Origin of the sequence: Thauera sp. K11 (assembly GCF_002354895.1) — a bacterium.
GTDB lineage: Bacteria > Pseudomonadota > Gammaproteobacteria > Burkholderiales > Rhodocyclaceae > Thauera > Thauera sinica.
In genome coordinates this window covers 1,125,240-1,142,696 of sequence record NZ_CP023439.1, presented here as the reverse complement: position 1 = coordinate 1,142,696, position 17,457 = coordinate 1,125,240, and the positions used below count along the sequence as shown (strand labels likewise).

Genomic DNA, 17,457 nt, shown 5'->3' with positions numbered 1-17,457 from the left:
CCGGCGGCGGGCATGGAGTATGACGCTTGCGATCCCCGTCGGAATCAGGCCGCGTCGGCGCCCTGGATGCGCATGTCGAGGCGTTCGAGCAGGCTGCGGTCGCGGCCGGTCTGCGGGTTGGGAGTGGTCAGCAGGCGGTCGCCGTAGAACATCGAGTTGGCGCCGGCCATGAAGCACAGCGCCTGCTGCGCCTCGTCCATGACCTCGCGCCCGGCCGACAGCCGCACCATGGTGCGGGGCATGGTGATGCGCGCCACCGCGATCGTGCGCACGAATTCGAAGGGGTCGATCGGCTCGGTGCCGGCGAGCGGCGTGCCCTCGATCGGCACCAGGTTGTTGATCGGCACCGACTCGGGATAGGGCTCGAGGTTGGCGAGCTGCGCGATCAGCGCGGCGCGGTGGGTGCGCGATTCGCCCATGCCGACGATGCCGCCGCTGCACACGTTGATGCCAGCGCCGCGGACATTGTCGAGCGTGTCGAGGCGGTCCTGGTAGGTGCGGGTGCTGATGATCCTGCCGTAGTACTCGGGCGCGGTGTCGAGGTTGTGGTTGTAGTAGTCGAGGCCTGCATCCTTCAGCGTCTTCGCCTGCCCGGCGTCGAGCATGCCGAGGGTCATGCAGGTTTCCAGGCCCATCGCCTTCACCTCGCGCACCATGGTCGACACCCGCTCCATGTCGCGCGCCTTGGGCGAGCGCCAGGCCGCACCCATGCAAAAGCGCGTGGCGCCCTGCGCCTTGGCCGCCTGCGCGGCCTCGAGCACCTCGTCGAGCGGCATCAGCTTGCCGGCCTGCACGTCGGTATCGAAATGCGCCGACTGCGAGCAGTAGCCGCAGTCCTCGGCGCAGCCGCCGGTCTTGATCGACAGCAGCGTGGAGAGCTGGATCTCGTTCGGGTCGAAGTTCTCGCGGTGCACCTGCTGGGCGCGGAACACCAGTTCCATGAAGGGCAGCGCGAACAGGGCCTCGACGTCCTCCACGCGCCAGCGCTGCGGGCGCTCCGGCTGGCTGCGCGGCGCGGAACGGCGCAGTGCGTCGGGCGAGATGGTGGCGATCGTGCTCATGCTGTGTCCCTCAAGGTGTGGATGGTTTCGAAGATCGCGTGCAACGCCGGCACGTTCAGGTAAGGATAGATGGCTTCGGGCGCCGGCTCGGGCAGGCGCGGCACCAGGCCGAGGCAGGGGGCCGCGCCCAGGCCGCGGGCGAGCGCGTCGAGGTTCTGCGGGATGCAGGCCATGTGCGGATCGATGGTGTTGGCCACCCAGCCGCACAGGCGCAGGCCGCGGGCGCGCACCGCCTCCGCCGTCAGCAGGGCGTGGTTGATGCAGCCCAGCCGCAGGCCGACCACGAGCACCACCGGCAGGCCGAGGTCGCGGGCGAGATCGGCGCTGTCCCAGTCGTCGCCGAAGGGTACACGAAAGCCGCCCACGCCTTCCACGATCAGGAAGTCGGCCCGCTGCGCCAACCCATGCACCGCGTCCAGCAGCGCCTCGCGCTCGATGCGCCGCCCTTCCAGCGCCGCGGCCGCGTGCGGGGCGCATGCCGCCTCGAGCTGGCACGGGCCAGCCTCGGCCGCGGTGAGTTCGATCGAACCGGCCGCGCGCAGGATGGCGACGTCCTCGTTGATGTGCTCGCCGCCGATGTCTTCCATGCCCGCGGCCACCGGCTTGATGCCGGCCACGCGCGCGCCGCTCTTGGCGTACGCCTGCAGCAGCGCGGCGGAGATGCGCGTCTTGCCGATCCCGGTGTCGGTGCCGGTGACGAAAAGTCCGCGCAGCGCGGGTCGCGTGGGCTGCGTCATGCGGGGCTTCCCTGCTCGGCCAGTTCTTCCAGCGCCGCGCACAGCCGCTCGACGTCGGCGGCGGAATGGGCGGCGCTCAGCGTGATGCGCAGGCGCGCGGTGCCGGCCGGCACGGTGGGCGGGCGGATGGCGGGCACCCACAGGCCGCGCTCGTCGAGCCCGGCCGCCAGTGCGAGCGCCGCCGCGTTGTCGCCGACGATCAAGGGCTGGATCGCAGTCGCCGAATCGGCCAACCGCCAGCCCAGCCCGGGGTGGCGCACGATGACGTCCTGCAGCCGCGCGCGCAGTTGCGCGACGAGCCGCTCGAGATGGGCGCGGCGGCGCGCGCCCTCCCCGCCGCCGATGATGCCGAGGCTCGCGCGCAGGGCATGCGCCAGTGCCGGCGGGGATGCCGTGGTGTAGATGTAGCTGCGCGCCATCTGCACCAATGCGTCGATCACGGCCGGATGCGCGGCGACGAAAGCGCCGCCGATGCCGGCCGCCTTGCCCAGCGTGCCCATGTAGATGAAGCGCTCGCCGGCGAGGCCGAAATGCGAGAGCGATCCGCGCCCGTCCTCGCCCAGCACGCCGAAGCCGTGCGCGTCGTCGACGACGAGCCAGGCGTCGTGGCGCTCGGCCAGCGCGAGCAGTTCGGGCAGCGGCGCCAGGTCGCCGTCCATGCTGAACACCGCGTCGGTGACGATCAGCTTCACCGGCGTGTCGCACGCGGCCAGCCGCGCCTCGAGCAGATCCGTCCGGCCGTGCGGGTAGCGCCACATCTTCGCCTCGGCGAGCAGGCCTGCGTCAATCAGCGAGGCGTGGTCGAGCTTGTCGGCGAAGATCGTCGCCGCGCCGTCGCCCAAGGTGGTGAGCAGGGCCAGATTGGCCATGTAGCCGGTGCAAAAGCCCAGCGCCTCGCAACCCGGGATGCAGGGGGCGAGGAATGCCGCCAGGTCTTCCTCGAGCGCCGCATGCGCGCGGCCGTGCCCGCTCACCAGGTGCGACGCGCCGCTGCCCGCGCCCCAGCGCCGCGCACCGTCCGCCAGCGCCTCGATCAGCGCCGGATGGTTCGCCAGGCCAAGGTAGTCGTTGCTGCAGAAGGCCAGCATGTCGCGCGCCGCGCCGTCGCCGGCCACGCGCTGGTGCGGCGCGCACGGCGTCTCGGCGATGCGGCGGCGGCGATGCAGCGAGGCAGCCTCGCGCTCACGCAACCGGCGGTTCAGGTGTGCAAGCAGCATGGATGTCGGGCGTCCGGCGCAGCGTGGCGTCGAGCGTGGCCAGCGTGCGCTGCGCCAGCCACTGCGCGAGCCCTTCGTCCAGCACATAGGGCGGCAGCAGATAGACGGTGCGGCCGATGGGACGGATCAGCAGGCCATGTTCGCGGCCCGCGAGATGGAAGCGCTCCGCGAAGCGCTCGCCGGCGAAGGGTTCGCGCACGTCGAAGGCCCAGATCATGCCGCGCTGGCGCATGTGCTCGACGCGCGCATCGCCGTGCAGCGGCGCCAGCGCAGTGGTCAGCGCCCGGGCGTCCGCGCGGTTGCGTTCGAGCACGTCGTCCTCGGCGAAGCGGTCGAGCACGGCGAGCGCCGCGCGGCAGGCGAGCGCATTGCCGGTGTAGGAATGCGAATGCAGGAAGCCGCGCGCCACGTCGTCGCCGAGAAAGGCCGAGTACACGGCATCCCGCGTCATCACCAGCGACAACGGCAGGTAGCCGCCGCTGATGCCCTTCGACAGGCAGACGAAATCCGGCCACAGCGGCGGCTCGCCCGGCGGCGCCGCCTGTTCGAAGGCGAAGAAGCTGCCGGTGCGGCCGCAGCCGACGGCGATTTCGTCGGCGATCAGGTGCACGCCGAACTCGTCGCACAGGGCGCGCAGCCCGCGCAGATAGGCCGGGTCGTGCATCGCCATGCCCGCCGCGCATTGCACCAGCGGCTCGACGATGATGGCGGCGAGGTGCCCCTGGCGCTGCGAAAACAGCGTGCGCACCTCTGCGATCGCCCTCGCGGCGACGTCGGCCGCCGATTCGCCCTCGCCCGCCTGGCGCGCGTCCGGCGACATCACCATGTGGGCGCGCATCAGCAGCGGATCGTAGGCGTCGCGGAACACCGCCACGTCGGTCACCGCGAGCGCGCCCAGGGTCTCGCCGTGGTAGCCGTGGCGCACGCAGACGAATTCGCGCTTTGCGTCCTGCCCGGTGTTGCGCCAGTAGTGGAAGCTCATCTTGAGCGCGATTTCCACCGCGGATGCACCGTCGCTGGCGTAGAAAACGTGCCCCAGCACGCCGCCGGTGAGCGCCGACAGCCGCTCGGCGAGTTCCACCGCCGGCCCGTGGGTACAGCCTGCCAGCATCACGTGCGGCAGGCGGTCGAGCTGGTCGTGCAGCGCCGCGTTGATGCGCGCGTCCGCATGGCCGAAGAGATTGACCCACCACGAACTGTTGGCGTCGAAATAGCGCCGGCCCTCGTAATCTTCCAGCCACGGCCCCTTTGCACGCGCGACCGGCAGCGGCGGCACGGCCGTGCGGGCACGCTGCATCTGGGTACACGGGTGCCACACGTGAGCGAGGCTGCGCTGCTGCCATGCACGGTTGAGCCGGTCATCGCTGGTGGAGGATGGAGAAGGTCCTGCCGGGGTCAAGGTGCTGCGCTCTTCATTTTGTATTAATAATTACGGAATCTAATCGCGGCTGTTGCGCCGCGTCAAGCCGCCGGCCGGTGCGGAAGATCGGAACGCCTCGCCCGATGTCATCCATCCATGACGGAGGAAACCGCGCCCTGCCCGCCGATGCGCGCCCGGCAGTGCGCGAAAGTCCGCGAACGCTCACGCAAGCTCGAACAGCGCGATGGACTCGACGTGCGAAGTCTGCGGAAACATGTTGGCGATCCCCGCCCCGCGCAGCACGTAGCCCTTCTCGTGCACGAGCACCGCCGCGTCGCGTGCGAGGGTGGCGGGATTACAGGACACATAGACGATGCGCGACGGCATCTGCTGCGCGCCGAGCGCCTTCACCACCGCGACGGCGCCCTCGCGCGGCGGATCGATCAGCAGCTTGTCGAGCCGCCCCAGCGCGGCAAGGCTGTCCTCGGTGGCATCGAACAGATCGGCGGCATGGAACTCGGTCAGCCCGTCGAGGCCGTTGCGGCGCGCATTCTCGCGGGCGCGCGCCACCAGCGCCTCGCTGCCCTCGATGCCCACCACCGTCGCGCCCCCGCGCGCGATGGGCAGGCTGAAGTTGCCCAGGCCGCAGAACAGGTCGGCGATGCGCTCGCCCGGCCGCGGATCGAGCAACTGCATCGATCGCCGGATCAGCAGCCGGTTGATGTGGATGTTCACCTGGGTGAAATCCGTCGGCAGGAAGTCCAGCCGCACGCCGAACTCCGGCAACGCATAGGCCAGGCCGGGCCCGCCCTCCGGCTGCAGCGGCGCGGCGGTATCGGGGCCGCCGGGCTGGGTCCACGCCTGGATGCCCTCGGCATCCGCGAAAGCCGCGAGGCTGGCCTCGTCGTGCGCGGTGAGCGGCATCAGGTGGCGGAACACCAGCACGGTCGCGGCCTCGGTGACCGCCACCTCGACCTGCGGCAGACGATCGGTGACCGACAGCCCCGCGATCAGCTCCCGCAGACGCGGCAGCATCGCCGACACATGCGCCGGCAGGATCTCGCACGACCGCATGTCGACGACGTAGCTCGATCGCCGCTCGTGGAAACCCACCCGCACGCCGCCCTTGCTCGGGACCAGCCGTACGCTCAGCCGGGCACGGTCGCGGTAGCGCCAGGACGGGCCGTGGATCGCCGGGTAGACGATCTGCGGCCGCACGCCGCCGATGTGCCGCAGCGCATCTTCCAGCACGCGCTGCTTGACGGCGGCCTGCGCCACCGGGTCGAGATGCTGCATCGAACAGCCGCCGCAGGTGCCGAAATACGGGCAGCGCGGCGTCACGCGCTGGGCGCTCGCCTTCACGACGCGTTCGGTCTCGGCCTGCTCGTAGCGCGGCTTGCTGCGGTAGGCGCGATATTCCACATATTCCCCGGGCAGCGCCCCATCGATGAAGATCGCCTTGCCTTCGACGTGGGCGACGCCACGGCCTTCGTGGTCCAGCGACTCGATGACTGCAATGGGCATGGGGAAGCTTCCGGCTCGAAATCAGCCGGCGATTCTACCGCCTGCGCGGAGCGGACCGGGAGGCAGCCCTGCGGCGCATCGCCGGACGCGCATCGGCAGCGGAACCGGCAGCCTATAATGCCGCGCATGGACCTACCCGCTCTCGACACCCTGCTCGGCGGCCTCTCGCCGCGCCAGTTCCTGGAAGAGTACTGGCAGAAGAAGCCCCTCTTGATCCGCCAGGCCGTACCCGGCTTCACCGGCATGCTGTCGCGCGACGAACTCTTCGACCTCGCCTGCGACCCCGACGTCGAATCGCGCCGCGTGGCCCGCCAGGACGGCGAGTGGCAACTGGAGCACGGCCCGCAGACGCGCGGCCGGCTGCGCGGCAAGCGCCATCCGTGGACGGTGCTGGTGCAGGGCGTGAACCTCTGGGTGCCCGACGGCGACAGGCTGCTGCACCACTTCGACTTCGTTCCGCAGGCGCGGCTGGACGACCTGATGGTGAGCTATGCCGTCGACGGCGGCGGCGTCGGGCCGCACTTCGACAACTACGACGTGTTCCTGCTGCAAGGCATGGGCCGGCGCCGCTGGCTGATCTCGGATCAGGACGACCGCACCCTGGTCGAGGACGCCCCGCTGCGCATCCTGCGGAACTTCCGGCCCACCCATGACTGGGTGCTGGAGCCGGGCGACATGCTCTACCTGCCGCCGCACTGGGCGCACGATGGCATCGCGGTCGGCGAATGCACGACCTATTCCATCGGCTTCCGTTCGCCGACGGCGCAGGAACTGGGCACCGGCTTCCTCGGCTGGCTGCAGGAGCGCCTCGGCTGGCTGCAGGAGCGCCTCGGCCTGGAGGGCCTCTACTCGGACCCGGATCTGCGGCTGCAGGCGCATTCCGCCGAGATCGCGCCCGGGATGATCGACCGGATCGAACGCATGCTCGCCGGCATCCGCTGGACGCGCAGCGACGTCGCGGAATTCGTCGGCGAATACCTCACCGAACCGAAGGCGCACATCTTCTTCGACCCGCCCGAAGAGCCGATGGCGCGCAAGACCTTTGCCCGCGCGGTGGAGGCATGCGGCTATGCGCTCGACGCGCGCAGCCTGCTGCTGTTCTCGGAAGCAGGCTTCCACCTCAACGGGGAGGCCGTCGCGGTGCAGCCCGACCTGCGGCCCGTCGTCACGGACCTGGCCGACCGCCGCCGCCTCGGTGCCGGCGCGGCATATCCGGCCGCCCTCCTCGACCTGCTGTACGAGTGGTATTGCGACGGCTTCGGCGCACCGGACGAGCCCCGTTCCTGAGCGGACGATCACGATGCAGGAATACGCCTTCGACACCTACGCCGCCTACCGCGAACACGTGCTCGACGCCGTACGGCATGCGACGCGCAGCCTCGTCGTGTTCGATCGCGACCTGGCGCAGACCGGCTTCGAAAGCAGCGCCGGCATCGAAGCACTGGACACCCTCGCACGCAACGTCGTCGGCGACGAGGCGATCCGTATCCTGGTATGCAGCCCGGAGCACATCGAGCAGTACTGCCCGCGGCTGCTGAAGCTCGTCGAGCGCTATGGCCGGCGCATGCGCATACGCGTCGTCGGGGAATCCGTCGCGCATCCCGATGCCAGCTTCATCGTCGGCGACGGCAGCACCCTCGTCACCCGCTTCCATCACGACCGGGCGCGCGGCAAGCGCGTCGACGGCCCGGGCGCCGATACGAGCCGGCACACCGCACAATTTGAAACAATGTGGGTATCGGCAAAAGACGGACCAACCGGTGCTCCGCTTGGGATCTGAGGAACTTGCGCCGCATTGCGCAATGCCGCATGGCAGTAGTGGCGCCATAAAACCACATGCTAGAATGGAATACGGTTTGGCACTGTAGAACCGCTAATGCACTGCGTTGAATGTCTTGCCGTCGTTACCCGTTAAAAAGGAAAAACAGCACATGAAGAACTCCCTCCTCGTCGCCGCCCTCGTCGCTCTCGCCGTGTCCGCTTGCGGCAAGAAGGAAGAAGCCGCCGCGCCCGTCCCCGCTCCGGCCGCGGCCCCCGCCGCTGAACAGGCCAAGGAAGCAGCCCAGCAGGCTGTCGACGCCGCGAAGGAAAGCGCCGACGCCGCCGCCGAAGCTGCCAAGCAGGGCACCGCCGCCACGGTCGAAGCCGCCAAGGAAGGCGCCGCCGCGACCGTTGAAGCTGCCAAGGAAGGCGCTGCCGCTGCCGCCGATGCCGCGAAGGACGCTGCCGATGCCGCGAAGGACGCTGCCGATGCTGCGAAGGACGCTGCCGCTGCCGCCGTCGACGCCGCCAAGAAGTAATCGTCTCCTCGCAGACGAAGAAAAGCCGGCCAGATGGCCGGCTTTTTTGCTTTCTGCGCCTGCCTCGCGCCGACGGTGAGGCGAAGAAACCTCTCCATCCGGCAGCGAGGCGGCCGCAGCGGCTCCGGCGCCGTCAGCGAAGCTCCTGCTGAAGCAGGCCGAGAATACGCTTGGCGGTATCCGAGTTGTCCGCGCCCCCTTCCCGGGTGAGCACCGAGACCCGCGCCTGATCGCCCTGCCCCTGCACGCGCAGGCGGTATTCGCTGCCCGCGGCGACCGGCTTCTCGCTGCTCCGCCAGAAGGCCAGCCTGGACAGGAAGCCCTCGCCGCTCTTGGTCTTGTTGTCCGCATCCGGATCGACGTAGCGGACGAAGTAGAGACCTTCCGTACGATTGCGGTCTTCCACCGTGAAGCCGATGCGGTCTAGCGCCAGTCCGACGCGGCGCCAGGCGCGGTCGAAGGGCTCGGCCATCGTCAGGCTGACCTGGCCATTGGAGCCGGACGTGATCTTCGCCCGCTCCTCGGCCGGCGCGGTCGCCAGCGCGGACTGCGCGCGCGCTTCGTCGGCGCCCAGGCGCACCATCAGCCGGCGCAGCATTTCCGCCTCGAGTTCCGGATCGGCCGGGCGCGGCTGCCAGATCGTGGTGTCCTTCGCCTCGGTCGGATAGATCTCCATCATGCCGCGATGGCTGACGTAGATCTCGACCGTGCCGGACTCCTTGCCCGCCTCGAGACGGGTGCGGAACTTGTCGCGGACCGGCGTCGAGTAGAGCCCGTCGAGCACCTTGCCGATCGTCGAACGGATGATGTCCTGCGGAATCTTGGCGCGATCTTCCGCCCAGTCGGTTTCCATGACGCCGATGTTCGGGCTGTCGATGTTCAGGATGAAGCCCAGCTCCAGCCAGAAATCCTTCACCTGCGGCCACAGCGTATCCGCCGTGCCGGGGACGACCAGCCAGCGCTGCGTGCCGGCGCGCTCGATGTGCATCTTGTCCGGGGTGGCCAGCACCTCGCCCGAAGTCGACGCGGTCGCGGGCTGACCGGCGCGGTCGGCGGCGTAGGCGGAGTAGGTCGCGACGCCGCGCGGCGCGACGTCCGACACGGCATAGCGGTCGTCGCGCGTCGGCGCGGTCAGGTCGGGCGGAATCTCGAGCGGCGCGACCTGGCGCGCGCTCTTGTAGTCGATACGTTTGGTTTCGAGCAGCCCTCCGCTGCAGCCGGCCAGGGCAAGCGACAGCGCGGTGAGGGAGGCGGTGGTACGCAAGGAGCGATTCATGAGGTTCCTGGGAGGTCGATATTGCGTGTCAGACGTCGATGCCGGCCGTGCGCATCGCCTTCAGGACGCGCTCATGCTGCGATTCGGACAACGGCGTCAGCGGCAGGCGGATGCCGTAGCCGATCAGGCCCATGCGCGCCACGCCCCACTTCACCGGAATGGGGTTCGCCTCGCAGAACAGATCGCGATGCAGTGGCACGAGCCTGGCGTTGGTTTCCCGCACCCCGCGCATGTCGTCCGCCGCCGCGGCGGCGCACAGTTCGTGCATCGCGCGCGGCGCGACGTTGGCGGTGACCGAGATCACGCCATGGCCGCCGAGCATCAGGAAGGCCGCAGCCGTCATGTCGTCGCCGCTGTAGAGGGCGAAGCCCTCCGGCGCGCGCGCGACCAGGTCGCAGGCGCGGTCGATGCTGCCGGTGGCGTCCTTGATGCCGACGATGTTCGGGACCTCGGACAGGCGCAGCGCGGTGTCGTTCGACAGGTCGGCCACGGTGCGTCCCGGCACGTTGTAGAGGATCATCGGCAGTTCGACCGCCTCGGCGATCGTGCGGAAATGGCGGTACAGACCTTCCTGGGTGGGGCGGTTGTAGTACGGGACCACGGAAAGATGCGCATCCGCGCCGGCAAACTTGGCGAAGCGCGCCAGTTCGATGGCTTCGTCCGTCGAGTTGGCGCCGGTGCCGGCGATGACCGGCACGCGGCCGGCGGCATGCTCGACCGCCGCGCGGATGAGTTCGCAGTGCTCCTCGACGTCCACCGTGGGCGATTCGCCGGTGGTGCCGACGATCACGATGCCCTCGGTACCCTCGGCGATGTGCCAGTCGATGAGGCTGCGCAGACGGGGGAAATCCAGACTTCCATCGTCCTGCATGGGGGTGACGATGGCGACAATCGATCCGGTAATCATGGTGATGGGCTGGGCGGCAAAAGTGTGATTTTAACTGATCGCCGGAACTCGGCTAGATGGCCGGGCGTTTTCCTGCACCGGCATTGCAATGCCCGGCAGATGCTAGAGATCGGCGAGCGCCTTGATGTGCGCGACCACCGAACGGGCGAGGGAGGACAGAGAGTATCCGCCTTCGAGCAGCGACACGATGCGCTTGTGGCCGCAGTCCTCCGCGACCCCCTTGATCTGCTGCGTCGCCCACACGTAGTCGGCCTCGAGCAGGCCGAGCGAACCCATGTCGTCCTCGTAGTGGGCATCGAACCCGGCCGACACGAAGATCATCTGCGGATTGTGGTTGCGCAGGGCAGGCACGATGATGTCGCTGAACACCTGCCGGAAACCGTCGCCGCGGGTGCCGGCCGGCAGCGGCACGTTGCACATGTGCGCCGGCGGGTTGTCGACGCCGCAGTAGGGATAGAAGGGATGCTGGAAGATCCCGGCCATCATCACGCGCGGATCGTTGCGGAAGATGTCCTCCGTACCATTGCCGTGATGGACGTCGAAATCGACGATGGCGACGCGTTCGAGCCCATGGACCTCGGTCGCATGGCGTACGGCCACCGCGACGTTGTTGATGAAGCAGAACCCCATTGCCTTGGTCCGCTCGGCGTGATGCCCGGGGGGGCGGACGGCGCAGAAGGCGTTCTCGATCTCGCCCTTCAGCACGAGGTCGGTGGCAAGCACCCCGGCACCGGCCGAACGCAGGGCCGCCTTCATGGTGTTCGGGTTCATCGCGGTGTCCGGGTCGAGGTGGCGTATGCCGTGCTCGGGGACGTTGGCCATCAGTTCGTCGAGATAGACGGCAGGATGCGCGCGGCCGATCTGTTCGGGCGTGGCGACCGGCGCATCGTAGAACGACAGGTACAGGTCGAGTCCCGCTGCGATGAGGCGATCGTTGATCGCGGCCAGCCGGTCCGGGCACTCCGGATGGAACTTGCCCATGTCGTGCAGCCAGCACTCCCGATGCGTGATGAACGCCGTCGTCGTCATGCTCCCCCTCCCATGTCCTGATTCGAACGATCCGGCGCCGGAATCGGCCGCCGGCCCGGGAACATCGCCGTTCCGGGCCTGTCGATGCGGCGGTGACGCCTTGTTTGTCGTCTATTATCACCGCTTCAACATCAATTTCACAGTACGTCGCGTCATGCCCGATCGTCATGCAGACCGCCTTCTGGAGGCCGCCGGCCGGATCATTCTCGGCAAGGAACGCGAACTTCGCCTCGCGTTCTCCTGCCTCGTCGCCCGCGGCCATCTGCTGGTCGAAGACGTCCCCGGCGTCGGCAAGACCACCCTCGCGCATGTCTTTGCGCAGTTGCTGGGGCTGCAGTTCCAGCGCATCCAGTTCACCAGCGACCTGCTGCCGGCGGACATCGTCGGCGTATCGATCTTCGACCGCGAGACGGGCAGCTTCCGCTTCCACCCCGGTCCGCTCTTCGCCCAGTTGATCCTCGCCGACGAGATCAATCGCGCCACCCCGAAGACGCAGAGCGCGCTGCTCGAGGCGATGGAAGAGCGTCAGGTCACCGCCGACGGACGCACGCTTGCGCTGCCGATGCCCTTCTTCGTCATCGCCACGCAGAACCCGGCGAACCAGATCGGCACCTTCCCGCTGCCCGAAAGCCAGCTCGACCGCTTCCTGATGCGCATCCATCTCGGCTACCCCGACCGCGCGGCCGAACGCGCCCTGCTGATGGGCGAGGACCGCCGACGGCTGCTGGAGCGCCAGCATCCGGTGCTGTCGACCGACGAGTTGCGCGCGCTGCAGCATGCCGCGCGGGACGTCGTCGTGGCCGACGCGCTGATCGACTACGTACAGGCCCTGCTCGCGGCCACGCGCGCCGACGCCTCGCTGGCTGCCGGCCTCAGCCCGCGCGCCGGGCTCGCCCTGATCGCCGCCGCGCGGGCCTGGGCCCTGATCGAGGGGCGGGACCACGTGCTGCCCGAGGACGTGCAGACGGTCTTCCCCCATGTCGCCGGACACCGCCTGCACCTGGCCGGCGACGGCCGGGGCCTGCCGCCGGCCTCACTGCAGCGCCTGCTGCAGTCGGTCCCGCTGCGCTGATGCCCTTCGCGACGATGCCCCGTGCGCAGCCACTGCACACGTCCGTGCGCGGCGCACTCGACCGCTGGCTGTTCCACCTGAAGGTTCCCGAAACGGCGCCGATCCGTCTCACCCAGCGGCGCATCTACGTCCTGCCCACCAGCGCCGGGTTCGGCCTTGCCGCCGCCTTGCTGGCGATGCTGGTGGCGTCGATCAACTACAGTCTCAGCCTCGGCTTCGGGCTCACCTTCCTGATCGCCGGGGTGGCCGTCGCCAGCATCGTCCATGCCTTCCGCAACCTTTTCGGCCTCGGCGTGCAGCCGGGCCGCTGCGCGCCGGTGTTCTGCGGCGACGATGCGCGCTTCGTGCTCCGCATCGCCAATCCGCGCGCCGCGCGCCGTCCGGCACTGCGGCTGCGGGCACTCGGCGGCCGGACGGATTTCGAACTGGCGGCGTCGGATACCGCTACCGTCGAGCTCGCCTGCCCGACCACGCTGCGGGGGACGCTCCCCGCGGGGCGGACGATCCTCGAGACGACATGGCCGCTGGGGCTGATCCGGGCCTGGAGCGTCTTCGTCCCCGATCTCGACTGCATCGTGTATCCGAAGCCGGAAGCGGACGCCCCGCCGCTGCCGGCCGGCAGTCCCGGCGGCGGCAGCGGGCACCGCGAAGCCGGCGAGGGCGACGACGACTTCCACGGCCTGCGCCCCTACCGCGACAGCGATTCGCCGCGCCACGTCGCCTGGAAGGCGCTCGCGCGCGGCGCGCCGATGCTCACCAAGCAATACACCGGCCTTGGCGGCGGCGACGTCCTGCTCGGCTGGAACGATCTGCCGCCGGCGCTGGACGACGAGGCACGGCTGTCGCGCCTGACCGCCTGGATACTGGCGGCGGAGCGCACCGGACGGCGCTATGCGCTGCGCCTGCCCGGCACATATCTCGACGCCGGACAGGGCGACGCGCACCTGCACCGTTGCCTGCGGGCCTTGACCGCCCATCGCCCGCACGCAGGCCCGCAAGTAGATGCCCGCCTGGATGCGCGCTGAACGCCCGCAGCGCATCGGCCGCAAGCCGCGGGCCGCCGCCGGCCCGACCCCGCCTTCCCTGACGACGGAGCAGGGCGTGTGGCTGCTGATCGCCGCCGGCGTCACCCTCGCGCCTCACGCCCTCTATCTTCCACTTTGGCTCACCGGCGCCTGCGCCGTGCTGCTGGGCTGGCGCGCCCTGCTGCTGCGGCAGCGGCGGCAACCGCCGCACCACCTGTTGCTGCTGTCGTTCGCGCTGGCGAGCGGCATCGCGGTGCGCCAGGAATACGGCCACTTCTTCGGCAAGGACCCCGGCGTCGCGCTGCTTGCGCTGCTGCTGTGCCTGAAACTGCTGGAGATGCGCCGCACGCGGGACGTCCGCGCAGCCGTGCTGCTCTGCTTCTTCCTGCAGATGGCACTGTTCTTCGAGGACCAGTCGCTGCCCATCGCCCTGTCGGCCCTGGCCGGCACCTGGCTCGCCATCGTCGCGCTGCTCGCCCTGGCCGATCCGGGCGCCGCCCGGCGTGCGCAGATGCGCACCGGCGCCCTGCTGCTGGCACAGGGCATGCCGTTCATGCTGATGCTGTTCCTGCTCTTTCCGCGCGTGCAGGGACCGCTGTGGGGGTTGCCTGCCGATGCCACCAGTGCGCGCTCCGGCCTGTCGGACGCGATGAGCCCCGGCTCCATCAGCAGTCTCGGCACCTCGCCCGAAATCGCCTTTCGTGCCGAATTCGACGGCCCCCTGCCCGAGCCGCCGGCACGCTACTGGCGCGGACCGGTGCTCACCCGCTTCGACGGGCGGACCTGGCACGCGGCGCGCAACGCAGAAGCGGGTACGCCGTTCTACACCCCTTCCGGGCGGCGTTTCGACTACCGCATGACCCTGGAGGCCCATGACCAGCGCTGGATGCTGGCCCTCGATTTTCCCGGCGCCGGGACGGCACCGCTGCGCTTCTCGAGCGCCAACCAGGCCCTGTTGCCACGCCCCCTGCAAACGCGCAGCCGCTTCGAACTCAGTGCCTGGCCCGATACGCCGACCGGGCTGCAGGAAGCCGCGCCGGTGCTGGAATCGGCGCGCGCCCTCCCCGACGGCTACAACCCCCGCAGCCGGGAGCTTGCCGGTCGGCTCGCCGCCGGGGCAAGCTCCGATGCCGCGATCCTCGGCCGCGTCCTCGCGCACCTGCGTGGCAGCGGCCTCATCTACACGCTGCGTCCGCCCCTGCTCGGCCGGCATTCGGTGGACGAATTCCTGTTCGACACCCGCCGCGGCTTCTGCGAACACTTCGCCTCGGCATTCACCGTGCTGATGCGGGCCGCCGGCGTGCCGGCGCGCGTGGTCGCGGGCTACCAGGGCGGGGAGATCAACCCGATCGACGGCCATCTCGTCGTCCGCCAGTCCGACGCCCATGCCTGGGCGGAGGTGTGGCTGGCCGGGCGCGGCTGGGTCCGCGTCGATCCGACGGCGCTGGCCGCGCCGCAGCGCATCGACGCCGGCCTCGCGGCGGCGCTGCCGGAAGGCGAGGCACTGCCGCTGATGCTGCGCCGGGACCTCGGCTGGCTGCGCAACCTGCGCCATCGCTGGGAAGCGCTTTCCAACGCCTGGGACCAGCGCGTTCTTGGCTACAATCCCGACCGACAGCGCGAATTCCTCGCGCGCCTGGGTTTCGGGCGTGTGGACTGGGCGACGCTCGTCGGGCTGATGTCGGGCATGACCGTAGCCCTGCTCGGCGGCCTGATGGCCTGGGCCTCGTGGCAGCGCCACACGCGCGACCCGCTCGAGCGAAGCTGGCAGGTCTTCTGCAGGCGGCTGGCACGCGCCGGCCATCCCCGCGCCTCCTGGGAAGGCCCGCGGGACTACGGTCTCAGGCTCGCCACCGCCCTGCCCCGCCAGGCCGACGAACTGACCGGCATCGCGAATACCTATGCCCGCCTGCGCTATGGCGCGGCGGCCCGCCGCGCGGACGTCCGCGCGCTGAACCGACGGATACGCAAACTCGAACTGCAATGAACCTCACCCTCCGCGCCACCCTCGCCGCCGCGGCGATCGCCGTGGCCCTGCCGGGCGCCGCCCGCGCATCCTTCCTGGAGCGCGGCGACGCGCAAGCCTTCGTACGCGACATGGTCGAGCAGCACGGCTTCGATGCCGATGCGGTGACGGCCACCCTCGCGCTCGCCCGCCACGAGGCGCAGGTCATTCGCCTGATCTCGCCGCCGACGCGCGCCGGCGTGCGCTCGTGGCAGAAATACCGCGCCCGCTTCCTGGACCGGCTGCGCATCGACGGCGGCCTCGCCTTCTGGGCGGAGAACGAGGCCGACCTGCAGCGCGCGTCGGAGCGATACGGCGTGCCGATCGAGATCATCGTCGCCATCATCGGGGTCGAGACGGTCTACGGCCGGAACACGGGCAACTTCGAGACGCTGTCCGCCCTGGCCACGCTCGCCTTCGACTATCCACCGCGTGCCCCCCTGTTCCGCCGCGAACTCGAGTCGCTGCTGCTGCTCGCACGCGAGCAGGGCCGGGAACCTCAGAGCTACTACGGCTCCTACGCCGGCGCCCTGGGCTACCCCCAGTTCCTGCCCAGCAGCGTACGCAGCTTCGGCGTCGATTTCGACGGCGACGGCCACATCGATTTCGATGCCGGCCCGGCCGACGCGATCGGCAGCGTGGCCAACTACCTCCATGGACACGGCTGGCGCACCGGGGAGCCGATCGCCGAACGCGCCCGCTTCCGGAACGTCGTCGATCCCACGCCGCTGGTGGCCGCCGGCATCGAGCCCACCCTGGAACCGGCAACGCTCGCCGAAGCCGGCGTGACCACCCTCGGCGGCACGCCGCCGGCTGCCACCGCCACCCTCGTCGATCTCGAAACGCCGGGCACGACCACCGAATACTGGCTCGGCTATCGCAACTTCTACGTCATCACCCGCTACAACCGCAGCAGCTTCTACGCGATGTCGGTGTTCGAGCTGGCCGAGGCCCTGCGTGCGCGGCGTGCGACGCAACTGGCGCAGCGGGCAGGCGCCGCGCAGTAGCACCGGCCCGCAAGGCGGGCCGGCGAAGTGATGCGGGTCAAGGCGGGGCGCCCGGCCGCAGCCGACAATCGCGGCGTCGGGGGAGGAGGCGCCATGATCGTCACATCGCTGCTCGAGTCGTTTCCGCAACTGGACGGACAGGATATGCCGTCCGCCGTCCTCGGCCTGGCGCTCGCGCTCGGCCTGGATCCCACCGCCGACCTGCGTCCGGCGCGCATCGGCGTGCGCGACATCGCCGCCTCGCTGCGCGAGGGGCATGCGATGTTCCGCGCCACGGCGGCACTCAGCGTCGCCTGCGCCGCCGTCTTCGCCGCGATCGGCGCCGCGCTTTTCGTGACGCTGGAACTGCTGTCCATCGCACCGCTCAGCCTGTCCGTCGCGGGGGGATTCGTGCTGCTCGGCCCCGCGCTGCTGGCCGGTTTCTTCGCCGTCGCCGACTGCCGCGAGGGCGGACGCAAACCCGGCGCGGCCGAAGTGTGGCACGGGTTCCGCAGCATGCCGCGAGGCGGCTGGGTGGTGTCCTTCGTCTGCGCGCTGCTGCTGCTGATCTGGCTCACCGACGCGGGTACGCTGTATGGCTTCATGGTCGGCCAGACGCCCCAGGGCTTTCAGCAGCTTGCACGGGCCGACGGGTCGGTGACGAGCTTCGTCGGCTTCAGTTCGTTGATGGGGGCGGGCCTCGCCTTCATCCTGTTCTGCGTGTCGGCCTTTTCCATCCCGCTGATCCACGACCGGCGAGCCAACCTGGTGTCGGGCGTCGTGGCCAGCGTCCGGGCGGTATTCGGCCGCTTTCCCGCGATGATGTGCTGGGCGCTGCTGCTTGCCGTCGTGATGCTGCTGAGCGCATGGCTGCTGCCGCTGCTGCTGTATACATTGCCGATGATGGCCTACACGAGCCGGGCGCTCTACCGGCGCGTGTTTCCGCCGGCATGAAGGC

General features: G+C 69.9%; 16 protein-coding genes. 8 read left to right on the top strand and 8 right to left on the bottom strand.

From position 1 onward, the window contains the following. Positions 1-44: 44 nt before the first annotated feature. From bioB to rlmD, 5 genes are all read right to left on the bottom strand, one after another. Entirely contained in the window at positions 45-1,061 is a 1,017-nt protein-coding gene (gene bioB, locus CCZ27_RS04990) for a biotin synthase BioB (protein WP_096446110.1), read from the bottom strand. Next, complete coding sequence (gene bioD, locus CCZ27_RS04985; protein ID WP_096446108.1) at positions 1,058-1,798, bottom strand: dethiobiotin synthase; 741 nt, start codon at positions 1,796-1,798, stop codon at positions 1,058-1,060. The genes bioB and bioD overlap by 4 nt, the downstream gene beginning before the upstream one ends. Then, positions 1,795-3,015, bottom strand: coding sequence for an 8-amino-7-oxononanoate synthase (gene bioF / locus CCZ27_RS04980; RefSeq protein WP_096452197.1), 1,221 nt, complete (start codon positions 3,013-3,015; stop codon positions 1,795-1,797). Before bioF ends, bioD begins: the two co-directional genes overlap by 4 nt. Beyond that, the gene (bioA, locus tag CCZ27_RS04975; RefSeq protein WP_385961092.1) at positions 2,981-4,333 is read right to left on the bottom strand and encodes an adenosylmethionine--8-amino-7-oxononanoate transaminase; all 1,353 of its coding nucleotides are present in this window, start codon (positions 4,331-4,333) and stop codon (positions 2,981-2,983) included. The genes bioF and bioA overlap by 35 nt, the downstream gene beginning before the upstream one ends. A 264-nt stretch (positions 4,334-4,597) precedes the next feature. Then, positions 4,598-5,899, bottom strand: a complete 1,302-nt coding sequence (gene rlmD / locus CCZ27_RS04970) for a 23S rRNA (uracil(1939)-C(5))-methyltransferase RlmD (protein WP_096446104.1) — start codon at positions 5,897-5,899, stop codon at positions 4,598-4,600. Positions 5,900-6,025: 126 nt separating this feature from the next. On the opposite strand from rlmD, the gene CCZ27_RS04965 reads away from it, so the two are divergent. The 3 genes from CCZ27_RS04965 (at position 6,026) to CCZ27_RS04955 (ending at position 8,199) form a co-directional block, all read left to right on the top strand. Further along, entirely contained in the window at positions 6,026-7,186 is a 1,161-nt protein-coding gene (locus CCZ27_RS04965; protein ID WP_096452195.1) for a cupin domain-containing protein, read from the top strand. Between the two features lie 13 nt (positions 7,187-7,199). Continuing rightward, complete coding sequence (locus CCZ27_RS04960) at positions 7,200-7,679, top strand: DUF7931 domain-containing protein (RefSeq protein ID WP_096446102.1); 480 nt, start codon at positions 7,200-7,202, stop codon at positions 7,677-7,679. 151 nt (positions 7,680-7,830) lie between these two features. Beyond that, positions 7,831-8,199 (top strand): hypothetical protein, encoded by a 369-nt coding sequence (locus CCZ27_RS04955; protein WP_096446100.1) that lies wholly within the window; start codon positions 7,831-7,833, stop codon positions 8,197-8,199. A gap of 133 nt (positions 8,200-8,332) precedes the next feature. On the opposite strand, the gene bamC is transcribed toward CCZ27_RS04955, so the two are convergent. The 3 genes from bamC to CCZ27_RS04940 all read right to left on the bottom strand — a co-directional run bounded on the left by bamC (position 8,333) and on the right by CCZ27_RS04940 (position 11,411). Then, positions 8,333-9,475 carry an NlpB/DapX family lipoprotein gene (gene bamC / locus CCZ27_RS04950; RefSeq protein ID WP_096446098.1) on the bottom strand — a complete coding sequence of 381 codons (1,143 nt, stop codon included), beginning with the start codon at positions 9,473-9,475 and terminating at the stop codon, positions 8,333-8,335. Positions 9,476-9,503: 28 nt separating this feature from the next. Further along, positions 9,504-10,382, bottom strand: a complete 879-nt coding sequence (dapA, locus tag CCZ27_RS04945) for a 4-hydroxy-tetrahydrodipicolinate synthase (protein WP_096446096.1) — start codon at positions 10,380-10,382, stop codon at positions 9,504-9,506. A 102-nt stretch (positions 10,383-10,484) separates the two neighbouring features. Beyond that, on the bottom strand, positions 10,485-11,411 hold the full coding sequence (locus tag CCZ27_RS04940; RefSeq protein WP_096446094.1) for a histone deacetylase family protein: 927 nt from the start codon (positions 11,409-11,411) through the stop codon (positions 10,485-10,487). A gap of 154 nt (positions 11,412-11,565) precedes the next feature. Here CCZ27_RS04940 and CCZ27_RS04935 point away from each other — a divergent pair, with 154 nt between their 5' ends. The 5 genes from CCZ27_RS04935 (at position 11,566) to CCZ27_RS04915 (ending at position 17,453) form a co-directional block, all read left to right on the top strand. After that, positions 11,566-12,483: an AAA family ATPase gene (locus CCZ27_RS04935; protein ID WP_096446092.1), complete on the top strand. Its 918-nt coding sequence runs from the start codon at positions 11,566-11,568 to the stop codon at positions 12,481-12,483. A 44-nt stretch (positions 12,484-12,527) separates the two neighbouring features. Then, the gene (locus tag CCZ27_RS04930; RefSeq protein WP_332460895.1) at positions 12,528-13,508 is read left to right on the top strand and encodes a DUF58 domain-containing protein; all 981 of its coding nucleotides are present in this window, start codon (positions 12,528-12,530) and stop codon (positions 13,506-13,508) included. Next, positions 13,498-15,495 (top strand): transglutaminase TgpA family protein, encoded by a 1,998-nt coding sequence (locus tag CCZ27_RS04925; RefSeq protein ID WP_096452191.1) that lies wholly within the window; start codon positions 13,498-13,500, stop codon positions 15,493-15,495. The genes CCZ27_RS04930 and CCZ27_RS04925 overlap by 11 nt, the downstream gene beginning before the upstream one ends. Further along, the gene (gene mltB, locus CCZ27_RS04920; RefSeq protein WP_096446090.1) at positions 15,492-16,520 is read left to right on the top strand and encodes a lytic murein transglycosylase B; all 1,029 of its coding nucleotides are present in this window, start codon (positions 15,492-15,494) and stop codon (positions 16,518-16,520) included. The genes CCZ27_RS04925 and mltB overlap by 4 nt, the downstream gene beginning before the upstream one ends. 93 nt (positions 16,521-16,613) lie before the next feature. Next, on the top strand, positions 16,614-17,453 hold the full coding sequence (locus CCZ27_RS04915; protein ID WP_232516564.1) for a DUF2189 domain-containing protein: 840 nt from the start codon (positions 16,614-16,616) through the stop codon (positions 17,451-17,453). The last annotated feature ends 4 nt before the right edge of the window (positions 17,454-17,457 follow it).

Coding starts and splice junctions, on each gene's coding strand:
- CCZ27_RS04915 (WP_232516564.1), top strand. CDS start 16,614: ATGATCGTCACATCGCTGCTCGAGTCGTTTCCGCAACTGGACGGACAG.
- bamC (WP_096446098.1), bottom strand. CDS start 9,475: ATGAATCGCTCCTTGCGTACCACCGCCTCCCTCACCGCGCTGTCGCTT.
- mltB (WP_096446090.1), top strand. CDS start 15,492: ATGAACCTCACCCTCCGCGCCACCCTCGCCGCCGCGGCGATCGCCGTG.
- bioB (WP_096446110.1), bottom strand. CDS start 1,061: ATGAGCACGATCGCCACCATCTCGCCCGACGCACTGCGCCGTTCCGCG.
- CCZ27_RS04965 (WP_096452195.1), top strand. CDS start 6,026: ATGGACCTACCCGCTCTCGACACCCTGCTCGGCGGCCTCTCGCCGCGC.
- CCZ27_RS04940 (WP_096446094.1), bottom strand. CDS start 11,411: ATGACGACGACGGCGTTCATCACGCATCGGGAGTGCTGGCTGCACGAC.
- CCZ27_RS04935 (WP_096446092.1), top strand. CDS start 11,566: ATGCCCGATCGTCATGCAGACCGCCTTCTGGAGGCCGCCGGCCGGATC.
- CCZ27_RS04925 (WP_096452191.1), top strand. CDS start 13,498: ATGCGCGCTGAACGCCCGCAGCGCATCGGCCGCAAGCCGCGGGCCGCC.
- dapA (WP_096446096.1), bottom strand. CDS start 10,382: ATGATTACCGGATCGATTGTCGCCATCGTCACCCCCATGCAGGACGAT.
- bioD (WP_096446108.1), bottom strand. CDS start 1,798: ATGACGCAGCCCACGCGACCCGCGCTGCGCGGACTTTTCGTCACCGGC.
- bioF (WP_096452197.1), bottom strand. CDS start 3,015: ATGCTGCTTGCACACCTGAACCGCCGGTTGCGTGAGCGCGAGGCTGCC.
- rlmD (WP_096446104.1), bottom strand. CDS start 5,899: ATGCCCATTGCAGTCATCGAGTCGCTGGACCACGAAGGCCGTGGCGTC.
- CCZ27_RS04960 (WP_096446102.1), top strand. CDS start 7,200: ATGCAGGAATACGCCTTCGACACCTACGCCGCCTACCGCGAACACGTG.
- CCZ27_RS04955 (WP_096446100.1), top strand. CDS start 7,831: ATGAAGAACTCCCTCCTCGTCGCCGCCCTCGTCGCTCTCGCCGTGTCC.